At 70.2% G+C, this 19,524-nt stretch carries 15 protein-coding genes; 5 read left to right on the forward strand and 10 right to left on the reverse strand.

What is annotated here, in order from left to right:
• The first annotated feature begins 198 nt into the window (after nucleotides 1-198).
• Nucleotides 199-1,197 (forward strand): dTDP-glucose 4,6-dehydratase, encoded by a 999-nt coding sequence (gene rfbB / locus D8M39_RS07180; protein ID WP_126874731.1) that lies wholly within the window; start codon nucleotides 199-201, stop codon nucleotides 1,195-1,197.
• The gene (locus tag D8M39_RS07185) at nucleotides 1,194-2,633 is read left to right on the forward strand and encodes a sugar nucleotide-binding protein (protein ID WP_126874732.1); all 1,440 of its coding nucleotides are present in this window, start codon (nucleotides 1,194-1,196) and stop codon (nucleotides 2,631-2,633) included. Before rfbB ends, D8M39_RS07185 begins: the two co-directional genes overlap by 4 nt.
• 357 nt (nucleotides 2,634-2,990) lie before the next feature.
• Here D8M39_RS07185 and D8M39_RS07190 read toward each other — a convergent pair whose 3' ends face one another.
• Nucleotides 2,991-3,440: a hypothetical protein gene (locus D8M39_RS07190; protein ID WP_055084566.1), complete on the reverse strand. Its 450-nt coding sequence runs from the start codon at nucleotides 3,438-3,440 to the stop codon at nucleotides 2,991-2,993.
• Between the two features lie 200 nt (nucleotides 3,441-3,640).
• On the reverse strand, nucleotides 3,641-4,456 hold the full coding sequence (locus D8M39_RS07195) for a purine-nucleoside phosphorylase (protein WP_094393603.1): 816 nt from the start codon (nucleotides 4,454-4,456) through the stop codon (nucleotides 3,641-3,643).
• 74 nt (nucleotides 4,457-4,530) lie between these two features.
• Here D8M39_RS07195 and D8M39_RS07200 point away from each other — a divergent pair, with 74 nt between their 5' ends.
• Nucleotides 4,531-5,955 carry an NAD(P)H-quinone dehydrogenase gene (locus tag D8M39_RS07200; RefSeq protein ID WP_164497807.1) on the forward strand — a complete coding sequence of 475 codons (1,425 nt, stop codon included), beginning with the start codon at nucleotides 4,531-4,533 and terminating at the stop codon, nucleotides 5,953-5,955.
• 154 nt (nucleotides 5,956-6,109) lie between these two features.
• Here D8M39_RS07200 and D8M39_RS07205 read toward each other — a convergent pair whose 3' ends face one another.
• From D8M39_RS07205 to D8M39_RS07215, 3 genes are all read right to left on the reverse strand, one after another.
• Nucleotides 6,110-7,513, reverse strand: coding sequence for an MFS transporter (locus D8M39_RS07205; protein WP_055084563.1), 1,404 nt, complete (start codon nucleotides 7,511-7,513; stop codon nucleotides 6,110-6,112).
• Between the two features lie 132 nt (nucleotides 7,514-7,645).
• Nucleotides 7,646-9,484 (reverse strand): biotin carboxylase N-terminal domain-containing protein, encoded by a 1,839-nt coding sequence (locus D8M39_RS07210; RefSeq protein ID WP_371413765.1) that lies wholly within the window; start codon nucleotides 9,482-9,484, stop codon nucleotides 7,646-7,648.
• Nucleotides 9,485-9,567: 83 nt separating this feature from the next.
• A complete protein-coding gene (locus D8M39_RS07215; protein ID WP_083482453.1) occupies nucleotides 9,568-10,221 on the reverse strand; it encodes a nucleoside triphosphate pyrophosphatase in 654 nt (217 codons plus the stop codon).
• Nucleotides 10,222-11,549: 1,328 nt separating this feature from the next.
• Between D8M39_RS07215 and D8M39_RS07220 the strand changes: the two genes are divergently transcribed.
• On the forward strand, nucleotides 11,550-13,019 hold the full coding sequence (locus tag D8M39_RS07220; protein WP_126874734.1) for a sugar transferase: 1,470 nt from the start codon (nucleotides 11,550-11,552) through the stop codon (nucleotides 13,017-13,019).
• 92 nt (nucleotides 13,020-13,111) lie between these two features.
• On the opposite strand, the gene D8M39_RS12555 is transcribed toward D8M39_RS07220, so the two are convergent.
• Nucleotides 13,112-13,276: a hypothetical protein gene (locus D8M39_RS12555; protein WP_153245903.1), complete on the reverse strand. Its 165-nt coding sequence runs from the start codon at nucleotides 13,274-13,276 to the stop codon at nucleotides 13,112-13,114.
• A 464-nt stretch (nucleotides 13,277-13,740) separates the two neighbouring features.
• Nucleotides 13,741-14,241, reverse strand: a complete 501-nt coding sequence (locus D8M39_RS07225) for a DUF779 domain-containing protein (protein WP_083482452.1) — start codon at nucleotides 14,239-14,241, stop codon at nucleotides 13,741-13,743.
• A 32-nt stretch (nucleotides 14,242-14,273) separates the two neighbouring features.
• Between D8M39_RS07225 and D8M39_RS12560 the strand changes: the two genes are divergently transcribed.
• A complete protein-coding gene (locus D8M39_RS12560) occupies nucleotides 14,274-14,444 on the forward strand; it encodes a hypothetical protein (protein ID WP_153245902.1) in 171 nt (56 codons plus the stop codon).
• Nucleotides 14,445-14,532: 88 nt separating this feature from the next.
• On the opposite strand, the gene D8M39_RS07230 is transcribed toward D8M39_RS12560, so the two are convergent.
• The 3 genes from D8M39_RS07230 to D8M39_RS07240 form a co-directional block, all read right to left on the reverse strand.
• Nucleotides 14,533-16,056: an aldehyde dehydrogenase family protein gene (locus D8M39_RS07230; RefSeq protein WP_126874735.1), complete on the reverse strand. Its 1,524-nt coding sequence runs from the start codon at nucleotides 16,054-16,056 to the stop codon at nucleotides 14,533-14,535.
• A 161-nt stretch (nucleotides 16,057-16,217) separates the two neighbouring features.
• A complete protein-coding gene (locus D8M39_RS07235) occupies nucleotides 16,218-17,651 on the reverse strand; it encodes a dicarboxylate/amino acid:cation symporter (protein WP_126874736.1) in 1,434 nt (477 codons plus the stop codon).
• 115 nt (nucleotides 17,652-17,766) lie between these two features.
• Nucleotides 17,767-19,503 carry a DUF885 domain-containing protein gene (locus D8M39_RS07240; RefSeq protein WP_094393609.1) on the reverse strand — a complete coding sequence of 579 codons (1,737 nt, stop codon included), beginning with the start codon at nucleotides 19,501-19,503 and terminating at the stop codon, nucleotides 17,767-17,769.
• Nucleotides 19,504-19,524: the final 21 nt, after the last annotated feature.

A 19,524-nucleotide genomic window follows, 5' to 3' on the forward strand; every position in this document is an offset into this window, starting at 1 on the left:
CGCGGGGCCCGGCGACCACGACGCCGCGCGGGCGGGTGGGCGCCGCTGACGCGACACGGTGCGCTCGGTGGGCGTGCGAGGTCCCACCGCACGGAAGTGGCGCGGCCCTCGGGCCCGCCCACGCCCGCGCGCGCGAGCAGGGCAGGCCGGCAGAGCGCCGCGGTCGTCCCCCTATCGGCCCCTCTATGATGAACAGTCATGGGACATCTGCTCGTGACCGGCGGCGCCGGGTTCATCGGCGCCAACTTCGTGCACCACGTCCTGGAGCACACGGATCACACCGTCACGGTGCTGGACAAGCTCACCTACGCGGGCAACCGCGAGAACCTGACCACCGCTGACCCGGCCCGCTGCGACCTGGTGGTGGGGGACGTGGCGGACGCGGGCGTCGTCGGCGACCTCGTTCCGGCCGCGGACGCGGTGGTGCACTTCGCCGCCGAGTCCCACAACGACAACTCCCTGCGCGACCCCGAGCCCTTCCTGCGGACCAACGTGGTGGGTACGTACACGCTGCTGGAGGCGGCCCGGCGCCACGGCACGCGGTTCCACCACGTCTCCACGGAGGAGGTCTTCGGGGACCTGGCCCTGGAGGACCCCCAGCGTTTCACCGCCGAGACCCCCTACCGGCCGTCGAGCCCGTACTCGGCCACCAAGGCGGCGTCGGACCACCTGGTGCGAGCGTGGGCGCGGTCCTTCGGGCTGGAGGTCACGCTGTCCAACTGCTCGAACAACTACGGGCCGTACCAGCACGTGGAGAAGTTCATCCCGCGGCAGATCACCAACGTGCTCACCGGGCGACGCCCGAAGCTCTACGGGGCGGGTGCGAACGTGCGGGACTGGATCCACGTGGCGGACCACTCGGCGGCGGTGCTGCGCATCCTCGAGTCGGGGCGGCCGGGGCGCACCTACCTGATCGGCGCGGACGGCGAGGCGGACAACCTCACGGTGCTGCGGGCGATCCTGCGCCTGTTGGGGCAGCCCGAGGACGCGTTCGACCACGTCACGGATCGACCTGGTCACGACCGCCGCTACGCGATCGACGGCTCCCGCACCCGGGAGGAACTGGGCTGGGAACCCCGCTACACCGATTTCACCGTGGGCCTGGCGGACACCATTGCCTGGTACACCGAGCACCGGGACTGGTGGGAGCCGGTCAAGGCCGCCACGGAAGCGAGCTACGGGAGGACAGGACAGTGACGGCACAGGAGATCACGGTCCACGAGAGCGGGATCGACGGCCTGCTGTTCGTGGACCTGCCCGTCCACGGGGACAACCGCGGGTGGTTCAAGGAGAACTGGCAGCGCGCCAAGGCCGTGGCCGCGGGCCTGCCGGACGCGTCCTTCGTGCAGCAGAACATCTCCTTCAACGGGACGCGCGGCACCACGCGCGGCATCCACGCGGAGCCGTGGGACAAGTACGTCTCGGTGGCCACCGGTCGGATCTTCGGCGCGTGGGTGGACCTGCGCGAGGGGCCGGGCTTCGGCACGGTCGTCACGCGGGAGATCACCCCGGCGACGGCGGTGTTCGTGCCCCGCGGCGTGGGCAACGCGTTCCAGACGCTGGAGGACGCCACGGCCTACGCGTACCTGGTCACCGACCACTGGCGCGCGGACGCGGGGGACGAGTACTCGTTCGTGAACCTGGGGGACCCGCACCTGGGCATCGAGTGGCCGGTTCCGCTCGCGGACGCGGAGCTCTCGGCCAAGGATCGCGCGCACCCGCCCCTCGACGACGTCGCCCCGCTGCCTCCGGCGCCCGTGCTCGTCCTGGGTGCCCGCGGCCAGGTGGGGCTCGCCCTGACCGCGCTGCTGACGGAGACCGGCGTGCCCTTCACCGCCTGGACCCGTGACGAGCTGGACCTCGCGGACCCCGCCTCCTGGCCCGACGAGGTGCGCTCCGGGGGCGGGCTGCGTCGCTACCGTGCCGTGGTCAACGCCGCCGCCTTCACCGCTGTCGACGCCGCCGAGACGGACGAGGGACGCGAGGAAGCGTGGGCGGTCAATGCCTCGGGAGTCGCCGCACTGGCCGCAGCGTGCTCCCGGGCCGGGGTGACGCTCGTGCACCTGTCCACGGACTACGTCCTCGACGGCGCCCTCCCGCTCGGCTCCTCGTACGAGCCCGACTCACCGGTGGCACCGGTGTCCGTGTACGGGCAGTCGAAGGCGGCGGGGGAGATGGCCGTGCGCACGTGCTCCCGGCACTACGTGGTGCGCACCAGCTGGGTCATCGGTGAGGGGAAGAACTTCGTGGCGACCATGGCGCGCCTGGCCGAGCAGGGGGTGGACCCCACCGTTGTCGACGACCAGCACGGGCGGCTCACCGGCGCCGCCGATCTCGCCGCGGGCATCCTGCACCTGTTGGACACCCGCGCCCCGTACGGCACGTACCACCTGACGGGGTCTGGTGAACCGTGCACGTGGGCGGACGTGGCCCGCTGGGTGTTTGAGGACCTCGGCCACGACCCGGACAGGGTGACGCCCGTGAGCACGGCGGAGTACACGGCGGGGCGGGCGCCCGGTGCGCCGCGCCCCGTGAACAGCGTGCTCGACATCTCCGCGGTCCTGAACGGGGGCTTCACCCCGCAGGACAGTCGCGCAGTGGCCCGTCAGGGCGCAGCGGCGTTCGGTGACTGAGGTTCCGCCGCGGGAAACCGCCCGTTGTCCCCAGCACCCGGGGCTGGGCGGCGCGCCAGGTCCGCAGCCGTTGCCGGCCTGGAGGCTGAGGTGTAGACCTGCCCACATTCCCTGTCGTATTCGTGGCAGGTCTACACCTCAGATTCAGCCGCGCGCGAGCGCCCCGGACAACGGCCAGAGGGGGATGGGCGACGGTGAGCTGAGAGAGGGGGGCGGGACGCAGCGTGACCGCGGGGCGCGCGGAGCGGAGCGCTGAGAGGCGGCGGGGCCGCGACGGGAAGTGGGGCCACCAACGCGAGAGCCCCGCTCGTCCGTGGACGGAGCGGGGCTCTCGAGAGTGCGCGGTGCGCGGGACGCTCAGCTGGTGACGCGGTCCTGGCGCTGGCCCACGGGACCGGTGCGCTGCGCCATCTCGGAGGCGTCGCGGGGCAGGTCCAGGGTGAGGTCGGTGCCGCCCGTGGAGTGCTTGGCGGTGCTGCCGTTGAGGAACAGGGTGGGGACCATCAGGGCCAGGCCGTAGACCAGGATGCCCACCAGGAACAGCACCCAGCTGTCCGGGTAGGTGCTGAAGAGGTACAGGCTCAGGACCACGGTGATGAAGCCGCCCACGAAGAGGACCGCGTTCTTCACCACGTCCCCCTGCCCGGAGTACTCGTGACGGCTGCGGGTGCTGGCGCCCCGGTGAGTGTGGGCGGTGCGGGCGTCCGCGTCCACGGCGTGGCTGCCGTCCTCAGCGGTGCGCCCCGCGGTGTGCCCGGAGGAGTGCGCAGCACTCGTGGGAACGTCGGCTTCCGATCTTCTGACCATGACTTCACCCTTTCAGACCGCCACGGCGGGCGCATTGCTGTCTTGCGGTCAGTCTAGTGCCTGGGACCCGCACTTGGTGACATTCCGTCTGTGACCCGCGCGGCCGACGTCGGGCGACGACGCCGGGCGACCACGCCGTAGGGCCGGGAGCGGCCGACGTCGCCCGACGTCGCCGGGGACCCGGCGGAGGGGTACCGGCCTCAGAGCTGCGCGACGATGTCCGCCAGCAGTCGCGAGATCCGCGGGCCCGCCGCGCGCCCCGCCTCCAGAACTTCCTCGTGGGAGAGGGGTTCGGGGCTGATCCCGGCAGCGAGGTTGGTGACGAGGGACATCCCGAGCACCTCGAGACCGGCCTGGCGGGCGGCAATGGCCTCGAGCGCAGTGGACATGCCCACGAGGTCCGCGCCGAGCACCTTGGCCATCTGCACCTCGGCCGGGGTCTCGTAGTGCGGGCCGGGGAACTGGGCGTAGACGCCCTCGTCCAGCTCCGGGTCCACGCGGTGGGCGATCTCCCGCAGCCGCTGCGAGTAGAGGTCCGTGAGGTCCACGAACGTGGCCCCCTCCAGCGGGGAGCGGGCGGTGAGGTTGAGGTGGTCGCTGATCAGCACGGGGGTTCCGGGGCCCCACGCGGGGTTCAGCCCGCCGCAGCCGTTGGTCAGGATCATCACCTGCGCGCCCGCCGCCGCGGCCGTCCGCACCCCGTGGGCGACGGCGCGCACGCCCTTGCCCTCGTAGAAGTGGGTCCGCGCGCCGATCACCAGCGCGTGCTCGCCGTCGGGAAGCCGGATGGAGCGCAGCGTGCCGCCGTGGCCCTCCAGCGCGGGCTTGGAGAAGCCGGGGATCTCGTGGGCGGGGACCTCGGCCACGGTCTCGCCGAGCAGGTCCGCGGCGCCGCCCCACCCGGAGCCCAGCGTGAGCGCGATCCGGTGGTTCTGCACACCGGTGCGCTCGCGCAACGCCTCGGCCGCCTGCCGGGCCAGGTCGAAGGGGTCCGTGGTCTCTGTGGTGGTCGTCATGGGCCCACTGTAGGACAGCCATCGCGCGGCGTCAGCGTGTGGGAGCCCCCGGTAGGCTGGGGCCCATGGCAGACATGACTGTGCAGAGGGAATTCGCGGACCAGAAGCTCGTGATCATCGGCGGTGGCCCGGGCGGCTACGAGGCGGCGCTCGTGGCGGCGTCGCTGGGGGCGGACGTCACGGTGGTGGAGGAGCAGGGCATGGGTGGTGCCGCCGTGCTCACGGACGTGGTGCCGTCCAAGACGCTCATCGCCTCCGCGGACACCATGAACCGCTTTGCGTCCGCCAGGGACCTGGGCGTGCACGTGGGGGACGACCTCGATGCCACGGAGGAGCTCAACAACCTCCGCGTGGACCTGGACAAGGTCAACGTGCGCCTGCTGCGTCTGGCTGCCACGCAGTCTCGTGACATCAAGCGCGGCCTGGAGCGGGTGGGTGTGCGCGTGGTGCAGGGCCGCGGGCGCATCGTGGACCGCCACACCGTGGTGGTGGAGCCCAGTGACGACGAGCCCTACGAACTGAGGGCCGACGTTGTACTGGTCTCCGTCGGCGCGCACCCCCGCGAGCTGGAGACCGCCAAGCCGGACGGCGAGCGGATCTTCAACTGGAAGCAGATCTACCAGCTCACCGAGATCCCGGAGAAGCTCATCGTCGTGGGCTCAGGTGTCACCGGCGCCGAGTTCGCCTCGGCCTACAACGGCCTGGGATCGGACGTCACGCTGATCTCTTCACGCGAGCAGGTGCTCCCCGGTTCGGACAAGGATGCCGCCCAGGTGCTGGAGAACGTCTTCGAGCGCCGCGGGCTGCGCGTGCTATCCCGTTCCCGTGCGGACGCGGTGGAGAATACCGGCGATGGCGTCCGGGTCACCCTCTCAGACGGCCGCAAGATCCGTGGCTCGCACTGCCTCCTGGCTGTGGGGTCGATCCCGAACACCGCGGACCTGGGCCTCGAGGGGGCGGGCGTGGCGCTCACGGACAGCGGCCACATCCGGGTGGACACCGTCTCCCGCACCACGGCCCCCGGCATCTACGCGGCCGGTGACTGCACCGGTGTGATGCCGCTTGCGTCCGTGGCCGCCATGCAGGGACGCATTGCGATCGCGCACATCCTGGGCGACACGGTGCACCCGCTGCGCACGGACGAGGTGGCCTCCAACATCTTCACCTCGCCCGAGATCGCCTCGGTGGGCATCACCCAGCAGGATGTTGAGGACGATCCCGCCATGTTCGTGGGGATGTCCATGAACCTGGCCACCAATCCCCGCGCCAAGATGATGGCGGTGGATGACGGCTTCGTGAAGATCTTTGCCCGCCGCGGCAGCGGCACCGTGATGGGTGGCGTGGTGGTGGGCCCGCGCGCCTCCGAGCTGATCTTCCCGATCGCCCTCGCCGTCACGCACCGCCTGGGCGTTGACGACCTCTCGGACACCTTCGCGGTCTACCCGTCCCTGTCCGGCACGATCGCCGAGGCCGCCCGCCGCCTGCACGTGCACCGCTGACGCAGCGGCCCCGGTCCTTCCCCGACGGGGCTGACCGCCCGGGCTTCCCGTGACGCCTCGGCCGGGGCGAGTACCGCGTGCTCGGCTACGACGACGCCGCGGTGACCTTCTCCTGAAGGTCACCGCGGCGTCGTCGTAGCGAGGGAAAGCGGCCCTACGGCGTGGGGGTGCCCACGGCGTACATGTCCACGTGGCGGGTCTCCGGGGAGAACCACAGGGCCACGAGCGTGATGGCCGCCGCGAAGGACAGGTACAGGCCCACCGAGCCCACCCCGTACGAGGAGTTGAGCATCACCGCGATGTACGGGGTGATGGCCGCGCCCAGGATGGAGGCCACGTTGTACGCGATGCCAGAACCGGTGTAGCGCACGTTGGTGGGGAACAGCTCCGGCAGGATCGCGGACATCGAGCCGAAGGTCAGGCCCATCAGCGTCATGCCGAGTGTGAGGAAGAACAGGATGCGCGGCAGGGACGCGTCCGTGCCCGTGCCCACGTGCGCCGGGTCCATGATCAGCCCGAAGCTCAGGCCGAAGAGCAGGATGGCGGAGGTGATCACCAGCTGGGAGGAACGGCGTCCGAAGCGGTCCGCGAGCCAGCCGGAGACCGGGACCATGGCCGCGAAGAGAAGCACCGCGAGCAGCTGCAGGATCAGGAACGTGCGGTACTGCACGCCCAGCCCCCCGGCGGCGGGCTTGCCGATGCCGTAGGAGAGGATCCACGCGGTCATCAGGTAGAAGAGCACGTAGGTGGCCAGCATGATGAACGTGCCCTGGACGATCTGCACCCACGAGGTCTTGAAGACGTCGATGACCGGGGCCTTCACCTTCTCACCCTGCTGCTCCGCCCGCTGGAACACGGGGGTCTCCTCGAGCTTGACGCGCACCCACAGACCCAGAAGGACCATGACCACGGAGGCCAGGAACGGGATGCGCCAGCCCCACACCAGGAACGGGTGGTTCGCGCCGAGCTCGTGACCGGCGGTGCCGAACTGCATGGCCACGGTCAGCAGCAGGAAGAAGCCGTTGGCCAGGATGAACCCGAACGGGGCCCCGAGCTGCGGCCACATGGCGGCCCGCGCGCGCTTGCCCTCCTCCGCGTACTCGGTGGCCAGCAGGGATGCGCCGGACCACTCGCCACCCAGGCCCAGACCCTGGCAGAAGCGCAGGACCGTGAGGATCAGAGGCGCCCAGATGCCGATCTGGTAGAAGGTGGGCAGCATGCCGATCAGGAACGTGGCCACACCCATGGTCAGCAGCGCGCCGATCAGGGTGGCCTTGCGTCCGATGCGATCACCGTAGTGCCCGAAGATCACAGAACCGATGGGGCGGCCGAAGAACGCGGCGGCGAACGTGGCCATGGAGGCCAGTAGCTTGGCGGTGTCGTTCTCGCCCGTGAAGAACAGGGCGGGGAAGACGGCCACGGCGGCGGTGGCGTAGACGTAGAAGTCGTAGAACTCGATCGTGGTCCCCACGAGGGAGGCCAGGATCACGCGGCTGCGCGGAACGGCGGGGCGTTGCGCTGCAGAACCGGGGTCCACGGTGGACACGGGCGAAGACATGGTGAACCTCACAGGACAGGTGGTCTGAATGTCTTTAAAATAGAGCGCCGGATACCACATCGTGAACTGGGGAGTTCACATTCTGAGACGCCGTCTTGACCGCGGCGGCGTCGTCGCGCTGCCCCTGTCCGCTCAGCCCGTGATGGAGGCGAGCACGGTCCCGGCGGAGACGGTGTCCCCCTGCGAGACGTCCAGGTCCTTGACGACCCCGGACTTGTGCGCCGTGAGGGGCTGCTCCATCTTCATGGCCTCGAGCACCACGATCAGATCGCCCTCGGAGACCTCATCCCCGTTGGACACGGCGATCTTCACGATGGTGCCCTGCATGGGTGAGGTCAGTGAGTCCCCGGATGCACCGCGGGCCGCGGCCGAACCACGCGTGGCCCGCTGCTTGCGCTGCTTGCTCTGCGCGGTGGGGGCGGCCGAGCGGGGGCCCGCGAGCTGCTGCGGGACGGTCACCTCCAGGCGCTTGCCGCCCACCTCCACCACGATGCTCTGCCGCTCCGGCTCCTCCTCCGAGGGCTCGGGGGCGGCGCTGAAGGGTTCGATCTGGTTGTCGAACTCGGTCTCGATCCAGCGGGTGTGCACGGTGAACGGGGTGTCTTCAGGGGTGGCGAAGGCCGGATCGGAGACGACGGTGCGGTGGAACGGGACCACCGTGGGCATGCCCTCGATGCTCAGCTCCTGCAGGGCACGGCGGGAGCGCTCCAGGGCCTGGGTGCGGTTCGCGCCCGTGACGATGAGCTTGGCGAGCATGGAGTCGAAGCTGCCGCCCACCGTCTCTCCGGCCTCCACACCAGAGTCCACGCGCACCCCGGGCCCGGAGGGCATGGTGAACGTGGTGAGCGTGCCGGGGGAGGGCATGAAGTTGCGCCCGGCGTCCTCGCCGTTGATGCGGAACTCGAAGCTGTGGCCGCGGATCTCGGGGTCCTCGTAGCCGAGCGCCTCGCCGCGGGCGATGCGGAACTGCTCGCGCACCAAGTCCAGTCCGGAGACCTCCTCCGAGACGGGGTGCTCCACCTGCAGGCGCGTGTTGACCTCCAGGAAGGAGATGGTGCCGTCCTGGCCCACGAGGAACTCGCACGTGCCCGCGCCCTGGTACCCGGCCTCGCGCAGGATGGCCTTGGAGGACTCGTAGAGACGCTGGTTCTGCTCGTCCGTGAGGAACGGTGCCGGAGCCTCTTCCACGAGCTTCTGATTGCGGCGCTGCAGCGAGCAGTCGCGGGTTGAGACGACGACGACGTTGCCGAACTGGTCCGCGAGGCACTGGGTCTCCACGTGGCGGGGTGCGTCCAGGAAACGTTCGACGAAGCACTCACCGCGGCCGAACGCCGCGGTCGCTTCGCGCACGGCGGACTCGTACAGCTCCGGGATGGCCTCGCGTTCGCGCACGACCTTGATGCCGCGTCCGCCGCCGCCGAAGGCCGCCTTGATGGCGATGGGCAGGCCGTGCTCGTCCGCGAAGTCCAGGACCTCCTGGGCGCTCGTCACGGGGTCCGCGGTGCCGGGCACCTGCGGGGCGTTGACCTTCTCCGCGATGTGGCGGGCGGCCACCTTGTCCCCCAGCTGGCGGATGGCCGCCGGGGGAGGGCCGATCCACGTGAGACCGGCGTTGAGCACGGCCGCCGCGAAGTCCGCGTTCTCGGAGAGGAACCCGTAGCCGGGATGGACGGCGTCCGCGCCGGAGCGGGCGGCGGCGTCGAGGATCTTGTCGATCTGCAGGTAGGAGTCCGCGGCGGTGGTGCCACCGAGGGCGTAGGCCTCGTCCGCCATGCGCACATGCAGGGCGTCCCGGTCCGGGTCCGCGTACACGGCCACCGAGGCGATGCCCTCGTCACGCGCGGCGCGGATGACACGGACCGCGATCTCCCCACGGTTGGCCACCAGGACCTTGGTGAGCGGACGGGGTGCGGTGGCGGCCTCTTCGTGCTGCCGCGAGGTGGTGGTCACGTGATAACTCCTTGTCGACATCTCTCCGAAAGATTAGTGCCCCGCCGGGGGGAACGCCTAAGTGTCGGCGCCGAGAACCGCGTGAACTGTAGAAGTTCTACAAATCATTGCGCGCTGTGCTGTGCGCCCTCCGGCTGGGCGTCCCACCACGTGGTGACGCACACGCCCGCGTCGCGCAGCAGTGCCCGCAGCGTGGACAGGCTCAGTCCGACCACCGCGTTCGGGTCCCCCTCCACGCGTTCCACGAACACGGATCCGCGCCCGTCCAGCGTGAAGGAGCCGGCCACCTGCAGTGGTTCTCCGGTGCCCACGTAGTCCCGGATCTCCTCGGGGGACATCTGCGCGAAGTGAACGTTCGCCGAGCTCAGGGCCCCGTGTCCGGCCGGGTGGGCCGCGTCGTCGTGGGCGTCCACCAGCCAGTGGCCGGTGTGCAGCGTGCCCGCCCGCCCGCTCATGGCGGTGATGCGCTTGAGCGCGACGTCCGGTTCGTACGGCTTCCCGTACGACTCCCCGTCCAGCTCGAACACGGAGTCGCAGCCGAGCACCAGGCGGCCCTGCGCCTGCGGCAGCTGGGCGACGGCCTCCGCCTTGGCGCGGGCCAGGCGCAGCGCGGTCTCCGCCGGCGTGAACGGCCCCTCGGCGCGAACCAGGGCGTCCTCGTCCACGTGGGAGACGACTGCGTCGAACGGGATGGCGGCCCTGCGCAACAGGCCCGCGCGGGCCGGGGACTGGGAGGCGAGGATCAGGGAAGGTTCCACGCTGCAACTGTACGGCGGCAGGATCGGTTGCGCCCGCGCATGTTCCATCCACTCCGGTCAGCGCTATCCGTTGCCCGCTCGCATCGGTTCGGTCCGTCCCTGATTGCGCCGCGCGGTCTTCGTCCGAGTGCAGGACACCCAGCTGCACCAGGCTGCGGATGCTGCGACGTGTGAACTCCTCCGCCCGGGGGTCCTCGCCGTGCTCCTCCCTCAGTGCAGCGGCCAGTTCGTGGACGGAGCGGGGGCAGCTGGTCCGGCAGGGTGCGGATCAGGGTTCCGTGTCTGTGGACTGCAAGCACGGAGGACTCCTGATTCTCAGTCCGGGAGGGCGCGTCCTCGACCGAGGGGCCGGGGAGCGGGCGGGGCGGCAGCGGTGCGGTGGCGGGGCCCGTGAGGAGGGCGGCAACGTCGTCGACCTACCGGTAGCGTGCGGCCCGCACCCCGCGCACCCGGCGACCGTCCGCACGAGGGTGCTCAGCGGTGCGGGCACCGAGGGCAGCGCGGAGATGCTGGGCGCGAGGCTCGACAGCGCGACCACCAGGGGCAGGGTTTCGCTGAGTCCGGCGGGGGGCAGGATCTGCGGCATCCGTCGTCTGCCGCTCCAACAGGACGAACGAGCCCAGCCGCACCTGCCTGGTGACCGGCCGCAGGCCGAGGTCCCCGGGGGCGACCTGCCGTTGGGAGCCGCCCTTGCGCGTGACGACCGACAGCGGCTTCGGACAGGGGCGCGCAGGTCACTCGGGTCCACGCACACCGTGTCGTTGGCCACGTACTCCAGAGCGCGCCCGAGGGTCGCGGCGACGGTGGTCTTTCCCGTGCCTGCGCTCGGCCCGGAAGGGTCCGAGGGCCCCGGCCAGCGTCACGTCCATGCCCGTGCCCATGACGCTCAGTCGCACGGCCTGTGACGCGTCGCACATGGATGCATCGGTCGCCTTTCCACGGAGCCGCTCAGCCGGATCGCGGCCGGTCGGGGGTGGGATCTGCCCGCGCGAGTCGGTCCGCGACGAGTCCCGCATGCGCCTCTGACTTGGGGACGAATCCACGCAGACGCATGCATCTTGCTACGATGACGCGAGAAATTCCGGGGCAGGAGGTGATCGCTGGTGCACGTACGCGGTGGAACGCATCAGGCGTCTCCCCAGGCATCAGTGTCGCCCGAGACGGAGGCGCGTTCGGCTCCCGAGGCGCTTGCCCGGGCGGCATCCGGGGCGTCTTCTCAGCTGGCACCCGGTGCCGCGCACACGCTGGTCCCGGGAACGGCGCGCCAGGAGCCTGCCGGGGCAGGGCCGCCCGCGGGCGACGTCGCCCCCGCCCACCGTCCCGGGCTGGTGCGCGACATCGCAGAACCGGCACCCGTACACGGTCCGCTCGGCACCCCGTGGTGGGTGCCCTACCGGGCCGCGGCGCTGCTGTGCGACCTGTTCGCGGTGGGCGCGGCGATGGGCGTGGCCACCGGGCTGCGCTTCGGGCGCGCGGACACCGCCACGGTGGTGGGTGCGCCGTGGCTGAGCTGCCCCGCGATCTCCGCGTTCATTGGGCTCGCGTGGATCGCGGCGCTCGCCGTGCGCAGAGCGTACTCGCGCCACCACCTGGGCTTCGGCGACGTCGAGTACCGGGTGGTGGCGAATGCCACATTCGTGCTGTTGGGCGGGCTGTCCCTGGCCGCCGTGGTCTTCCAGCTGGATGTGGCCCGCGGCTTCCTGGCGCTCGCGCTGCCGCTGGGGTTCGGGCTGCTCATCCTGGGGCGCTGGCTGCTGCGGCAGGTGCTCGTGCGCCGGAGGGCCGCCGGAACCATGATGGAGCACGCGCTGCTGATCGGCTCCACACCGACAGTCACGTGGACGGCCGGGCACATCGCCCGGATCCCCGCGGCGGGCTACCGGGTGGCCGCCGTGCTCTGCGCGGAGCCGGACGCTCCCGATCAGATCCAGCTGATGGACGGCACGGTGCTGCGCAACCTGGGCTCGTGGGAAGGCACCCAGGAGGTGCTCGACGAGACCGGGTTGCGCACCGTGATCGTGGCCGACGACGCCGACACCGACCGCCAGTTCCTGCGCTCCCTCTCCTTGCAGCTCGAGGGCTCGGACGTGCGCCTCGTGCTGACCAGCCGCCTGACCGACGTGGTGGGTCCCCGCATCCACTGGCGCCCCGTGGCGGACCTGCCGCTGACAACCGTGGACGCCCCTCGGCTCACGGGTGCCAAGTACGTGCTCAAACGCGGCTTCGACCTGGTGGTCGCGGTGCTCGGGGGGCTGCTCTGCTCCCCTCTGCTCGTGCTCGCGGCGCTCGCGGTCAAGCTGCAGGACGGCGGGCCCGTGCTCTACCGGCAGCAGCGCGTGGGGATCGACGGCGCGGCGTTCACGATGTACAAGTTCCGCTCCATGCGCGTGGGCGCGGAGGTCGAGGTCACGGGGCTGCGTGCGGACAACCAGGGCCACGGGTCTCTCCTCACGCTGCACAACGACCCGCGCGTGACGCCCGTGGGCCGTGTGCTGCGCAGCTGGTCCGTGGACGAGCTGCCCCAGCTGCTCAACGTGCTGCGCGGGGACATGGCCGTGGTGGGTCCGCGCCCCCAGCTCGCGAGCGGGGTGGCGCAGCTGCCGGAGAACCACCAGCCCCGGCTGACTGTGAAGCCGGGGATCACCGGGCCGTGGCAGGTGAGTGAACGCTCCTCCTTCTCCGCGGACGAGAGCGTGTGCCCAGACCTGGCCTACGTGGAGAACTGGTCCCTTGTGGGGGACGCCATCATCGTGCTGAAGACCGTCAGGGCCGTGCTCACCCGTGACGCGGCGTACTGAGCCGTGAGACCACCGAACCAGGCGGCCGCCTCGTCGGGCCGCGCCGTGGCGCATCTTCTTCCCCGGCTTCACGGGGGCGGTCTTCGGGCTACTCACGGTGCCAGCAGCGGGAGGATGGTGGCGACGCCGCGCTCCAGGCGCTGCACCGTGGCCCGTGCGGCGTGGATGCCGCGCAGGTGGGGGTCTCGGACGCCCTCGTCCGGCACGGCGGGGGAGCGGGCCACGGTGCCGTGGCAGACGAAGAGCAGGTGGGGCATGGCTGAGAGTGCAGGGCGCAGGATGTGGGGGAGCCCTCCGGGATCTCCGCCCCGCATCGACCCAGGCACCCCGGCCCATGAAAACCCGCATCGTTGTGATGCTTCTCGTGGCCGGGGGCGACATCCCTTCTGGACCTGCTGGCCGTGGCCTCTCGCCTGCTGCTCACACAGTTGCTCACGTCGGGGGCCGAGGTTCCAGGGGCCGTGCAGCGCATCGTGGTTCCTCTGGCCCGTACGGAGGACCGTCAGCCGCGCCACGAGCCGGGGACCCACGAGAACGTCAACGTCTGTGCTGTGCCCGCATGGGTGGAGCAGCCGGGGGTCCGTGGCGTAGCCCTTGACCCGCAGGGCGTCCGCGTGCGTGTTACGCGCAAGGAACTGAACCTCGGCGTGTGCCAGCTCCACGCGTGCCGAGAAAGGGATCTCCGAACGCCGGATGGTCCCAGGTCACCGCCATGTGTGTCCTAGACGGAGCACAGTTCGCTGCGCGTGAGGAAGCGCTTGCCCGTGGGGGTCTCCAGGGAAAATCCGGAGCCCCGGCCCGGGACCGCGTCAATCACCAGACGGGTGCGGCGCCACGCCTCGAACTGCTCGGCGGAGATCCAGAACTCCACCGGGCCCAGCGCGGATCCGTCCTGTGCCGTGAGATCGGCAACGCCGAGCAGGACGTCCGAATCCCCGGTGCGGAACTCGCCCGCCGGGAAGCACATGGGAGCGGACCCGTCGCAACACCCACCGGACTGGTGGAACATGAGCGCCCCGTGGCTCTCCCACAGCTGTCGGATCAGCTCCACGGCGGCCGGGGTGAACCCCACCCGCGACTCCGTCTCCCCGGCCACGGTGGCGGTGGCGGTGAGGGCCACGTCGATCCCGGGCGGGAACTCGACCGCGGACTCCTGCTCGCCATGGGGCCCGTTTTCGGGTCCGGCGGGAACCGACGCGGTGGTCTGTGCTCCGATGCTCATGTGCGGCCTCTGTTCGTGGTCGGGGACGCCCCATGGGGCGCATCGCGTGTGCCCCCAGCATGGTCGTGGAGGTGCGGCCGGGGGAAGAGATGGCTGGCAATTGTTCCGCCTGCGGCGGACGGGCTCGCCGCTACGTGGCGCTGGTCGGCAATCTCCTCGTCGCCTCGGGCCTCATGCTGGCGTTGCTGACCTTCTCGCCCTGACCCGGACCGTCCAGGGACGCCGGGACGACGACCCGGGGCGGGCACTGTGTGGACACCGCCCCGGGTCTAACCGCTGTCTCAGTGGGGTTTAGAAGAAGCCCTGCGGCGACTCGGTGTAGCTCACGAGCATGTTCTTCGTCTGCTGGTAGTGGTCCAGCATCATCAGGTGGTTCTCGCGGCCGATGCCGGATGACTTGTACCCGCCGAATGCCGAGTGCGCCGGGTAGCTGTGGTACTGGTTCACCCACACGCGGCCGGACTGGATGGCCCTGCCTGCGCGGTAGGCGGTGTTGCCGCTACGAGCCCACACACCGGCGCCCAGACCGTAGAGGGTGTCGTTGGCGATCGAGATGGCGTCGTCGTACGAGCCGAACTTCGCCACCGAGAGCACCGGCCCGAAGATCTCCTCCTGGAAGATGCGCATGTTGTTGGTGCCCTCGAACACGGTGGGCTGCACGTAGTAGCCGCCGGCGAGGTCGCCCTCGAGCTCCGCGCGCTCGCCGCCGATGAGCACCTTCGCCCCCTCCTTCTTGCCGATGTCGAGGTAGGACAGGATCTTCTCCAGCTGGTCGGTGGAGGCCTGCGCGCCGATCATGGTGTCGGTGTCCAGGGGGTTGCCCGCCACGATCTTGGACACGCGGTCGATGCCGTCCGCGAGGAACTGGTCGTAGATGGACTCCTGAATCAGGGCGCGGGACGGGCACGTGCAGACCTCGCCGGAGTTCAGAGCGAAGAACGCGAAGCCTTCCAGCGCCTTGTCGTAGAAGCCATCCTTCTGCTGGGCGACGTCCTCGAAGAAGATGTTGGGCGACTTGCCGCCGAGTTCCAGGGTGACCGGGATGATGTTCTCGGACGCGTACTGCATGATGAGTCGGCCCGTGGTGGTCTCACCGGTGAACGCGATCTTGTGGATGCGCTTGTTGGACGCGAGCGGCTTGCCGCACTCGACGCCGAAGCCGTTGACGATGTTGACCACGCCGTCCGGGACGAGGTCCTGGATCAGCTCCATCAGCACGAGGATCGAGGCGGGAGTCTGCTCGGCGGGCTTGAGCACCACGCAGTTGCCGGCGGCCAGCGCCGGGGCGAGCTTCCACACGGCCATGAGGATGGGGAAGTTCCAGGGGATGATCTGGCCGACGACACCGAGGGGCTCATGGAAGTGGTACGCCACGGTGTCCTCGTCCAGCTGCGAGAGATGGCCCTCCTGCGCGCGGATCGCACCGGCGAAGTACCGGAAGTGGTCGATGGCCAGGGGGATGTCCGCGTTGAGGGTCTCGCGGACCGGCTTGCCGTTGTCCCAGGTCTCGGCGACGGCGATCAGCTCGAGGTTCTCCTCCATGCGGTCCGCGATCTTGTTGAGCATGATCGCGCGCTGCGTGGGCGTGGAGGCGTTCCACGACGGTGCGGCGGCCCAGGCCGCGTCCAGCGCGGCCTCGATGTCCTCCGCGGTTCCGCGCCCGACCTCTGTGAACGCCTGGCCCGTGACCGGGGTGACGTCCTCGAAGTACTGACCCTTGACCGGCGCCACCCACTGGCCTCCGATGAAGTGCTCGTAGCGGGGCTTGAAGGTGACGACCGAGCCGTCCTTGCCGGGCTGTGTGTACACGCTCATGAAACCGACCGTCCTGTCTGCGGAAGTGATGTGCACCACATCCTAACGATCATCGGTGCCCGCGTACACGCCCCCCTTTGTGGGACGCGGAAGGGCGGCCCGGGAGAATCCGGACCGCCCTTCCGCGCCGTCGCCGTACCGACAGTCGCGGGTTGGGGAACCTACTCGGTGCGCTGGCCGTCGGACGTACCCGCGGGGGCGTGGGCCGAGGCTCCCGACGAGGAGGCGGTGGCGAGCTCGGGATCCGAGGACGCGGCGTCGTCGTTGCCGAAGTCGCCGTGGCGCGGGGCGTTGTAGAGGTCCATGTCCAGGATGCCCTCGCGCTTGGAGACGATGGCCGCCACGAGCGCCTGGCCGGTCACGTTGAGGGCAGTGCGGCCCATGTCGATGATCGGGTCCACGGCGAGCAGCAGGCCCACACCGTCCAGGGGCAGGCCCAGGGTGGACAGCGTCAGGGTCAGCATCACGGTGGCGCCGGTGGTCCCGGCCGTGGCGGCGGAGCCGAGCACGGAGACCAGGGCGATCAGCACGAAGTGCATGGGCGTGAGGTCAACTCCGTAGAACTGCGCCACGAAGATGGCCGCGACCGCGGGGTAGATCGCCGCGCAGCCGTCCATCTTGGTGGTGGCGCCCAGCGGGATGGCGAAGGACGCGTAGTGCGTGGGCACGCCCAGGTTGCGCTCGCTGACGTGCTGGGTCACGGGCATGGTGCCCAGCGAGGAGCGGGAGACGAAGCCCATCTGCATGGCCGGCCACACGCCGGTGAAGAACTGCTTCACGGACAGGCCGTTGAGCTTCACGAGCACCGGGTAGACGACGAACGCCACGAGCAGCAGGCCCACGTAGATGGTCAGCACGAACTTCACGAGCGAGCCCATGGAGGTCCAGCCGTACTCGAACACGGCGGTGCCGATCAGGCCGAGCGTGCCGAGGGGAGCGAGGCGGATGATCCACCACACGACCTTCTGCATGATCGCGAGGCCGGACTGCATGAAGGTGAGGAACGGGGCGGCGGCCTTGCCGGTCTTCAGCGCGGCGATGCCGACCACCAGGGAGACCACCAGGATCTGCAGGATGTTGAAGTTCACGGAGGTCTTCACGGTCTCCGGGTCCAGGACCTTGGAGGTGGTCTCCAGGCCCAGGACGTTCACGGGGATCAGGCCCTTGAGGAACGCGAGCCAGGAGCCCTCGGTGCCGGAGTACGCCCCGGGCTGCGCCTGGCCCGTGCCCACGCCGGGCTGGGCGACGACGCCGAGCACAATGCCGATCACCACGGCGATCAGGGACGTGATGGCGAACCACATGAGGGTCTTCCACGCGAGGCGGGCCGCGTTGGAGACGTCGCGCAGGTTGGCGATCGAGGAGATGACGGCGGTCACGACCAGCGGCACCACGGCGGCCTTGAGGATCGTGACGTAGCTGGAGCCGATGGTGTCCAGGGTGGTCATGAGCCAGTTGGGGCTCTCCTCGGCGTCCCCGCCCATGGCTGCCGCCACGGACCCGAGGAGGACACCCAGCACGAGGGCGATGAGGATCTGCCACCCGAAGGACGTCATCCAGCGCGGGAGACGGCGGGTACTTTCTGCGGAATTCATACCGAAAACAATAGGGCGAGGAATCATAAACTGCACGCGGCCCGTGACGAAATATTACGCAGAGACCCGGGAATAAACCCCGTGTTCCCGGGGGAATCCCCGGGAACACGGGGCCTCACAGGGCGAGGGCGTAGGTGAGTGTGTCCAAACCCACGGAGCCCAGCCGCAGGGCGCGGCTGTGGAAGCGCTTGAGGTCGAAGTCCTCGCCCTCGCGTGCCATGGCCTGCTCCCGGGCGTCCAGCCACATCTGCAGCCCGATCCTGTAGGACGGCGCCTGCCCGGGCCAGCCCATGTAGCGCAGCCACTCGAAGCGCAGCGTGCCCTCGGCCATGGCGACGTTGTGACGGAGGAACTTCCAGCCGTCCTCGGGGGTCCAGGTCTCGCCCGCGCGCGCCCCGCCGAGCAGGTCTCCGAGCTCTGCTGGGATCTCGAAGCCGCAGTGGAAGCCCACGTCGAAGATCACCCGCACGGTGCGCAGCCGCTGCGAGTCGAGCATGCCCATGCGGTCTCCGGGGTCGTTCAGGAAGCCGAGCTCGTCCATGAGCCGCTCCGCGTACAGGGCCCAGCCCTCGCCGTGGCCGGAGACCCAGATGCCCATGCGGCGCCACTCGTTGAGCTCGCCCGCGTTGGCCAGGGCGGTGGCGCACTGCAGATGGTGGCCCGGAATGCCCTCGTGGTAGACGGTGGTGGTCTCCTCCCACGTGTTGTGCTGGGACACGCCCTCCGGCACGGACCACCACATGCGTCCGGGGCGGGAGAAGTCGGCACTCGGCGGGGTGTAGTAGATGATGCCGTCGTGTGTGGGGGCAATGCGGCACTCCAGCGTGCGCATGGGTTCGGTGATCTCGAAGTGCGTTCCGGACATTTCCGCCAGGGCGGTGTCCGAGAGCTGCTGCATCCACGCCTGAAGCTCCTCGGGGGAGTGCAGCTGGCGCGCGGGGTCCTCGTTCAGCGCGGCCATGGCCTGCTGCACGGTGGCCCCGGACAAGATCTGGTCCGCGACGGCGCGCTGCTCGGCGTCCAGCTCCAGCAACTTCTGCACGGCCCAGTCGTAGACCTCACGGGGGTCCCGGCGGGCGCCGAGGAAGGAGGCGAGGTGCAGTCGGTAGTCCTCGAGTCCACACGCGCTGCTCTCCCGGGCGCCAGGGGCGAACTCTTCGCGCAGGGACCGGGCGATCTCCCGGTAGGCCGCGCGGGCGGCGTCGGCGGCACGGGCGAGGTCCTCCCGCACGTGCTCAGGTGCGGAGGGATCGTAGGCGAGCGTGGCGAAGGAGCCCTCGTCGGAGGCGTACTGCTCCGCCTGCGTGGCGGCCTCCACGATCTGCGGCGCGGCCGGTGGCCGGTTCAGTGAGACGGCCTCGCGCAGGCCCTCGCGGTACTGCTCCAGCGCGGCGGGGATGTTGGCCATGCGCCCCGCGAGGTGGCGCCAGTCCTGCTCGGTCTCGCGTGGCATTGCGTCCAGGATCTGGCGGATGCCCTGTACGGGGGACTCGATGTTATTGACCACGGCGACATCCAGGTTGGCCGCGTGGCGGTCCCGTTCCAGCTCGAGCTCGTTGCGCATGGCGTGCAGGGTCACCCGGTCCACGTCGTCCTCGGGGGTCACGTCTTCCAGGCGTGCGAGGGTGGAGCGGACGAGCTCGGCACGGGCCGCACGGCCGGCGGGACCGAAGTCAGGGTACTCGGTCTCGTGCCCCGGGAAGCCCAGGAAGGTGGCGCTGCTGGGATCCAGGGCGAGGGTCTCGTGGAAGTAGGCCTCGGCGAGCCGGTCGGCGGCCGTGGCCGTGCGCTGCGTGGAACCCAGGGGTGCGAGGGGTTCGTGGGACTGGGGTGCGGTGTCGGAGTGAGTCACAGAATGTAACCCTAGTCATAC

The organism is Kocuria sp. HSID17590 (assembly GCF_003989485.1).
Taxonomy (GTDB): Bacteria; Actinomycetota; Actinomycetes; order Actinomycetales; family Micrococcaceae; genus Kocuria; species Kocuria salsicia.